Consider the following 330-nt stretch of genomic DNA (forward strand, 5'->3'; position numbering starts at 1 on the left):
CGCCTGAGTCATCAGCATAACAGGTACGGGCGAGCGACAGTTGGAAAACTGCAATCAAAGAAATATAAATGATAAAGGACTTTATCCACATGATTACAAAGGTAGACCATAATCTGTGGATTGCCAAAGCCACAAACCTAAACACGCGTGGTTTTACACTTTAATAACATAGCTCTGAGTTTTAAGAGCAATATGGAGATATAAACAAGAATGGCCCGCCCTTCAGGATTCGAACCTGAGACCTTCCCCTTAGGAGGGGGACGCTCTATCCAGCTGAGCTAAGGGCGGAAAAATAGGCGCAGGAATAATAGCGAGCAAATGAGTCAGGCT

Annotated in this window: 1 tRNA gene; it reads right to left on the reverse strand. The window is 44.5% G+C overall.

Features of this window, described 5'->3' with window-relative positions:
• Positions 1–211 precede the first annotated feature (211 nt).
• A tRNA-Arg gene (locus tag A3735_RS07670) sits at positions 212–288 on the reverse strand.
• Positions 289–330: the final 42 nt, after the last annotated feature.

Source organism: Oleiphilus sp. HI0061 (assembly GCF_001635675.1).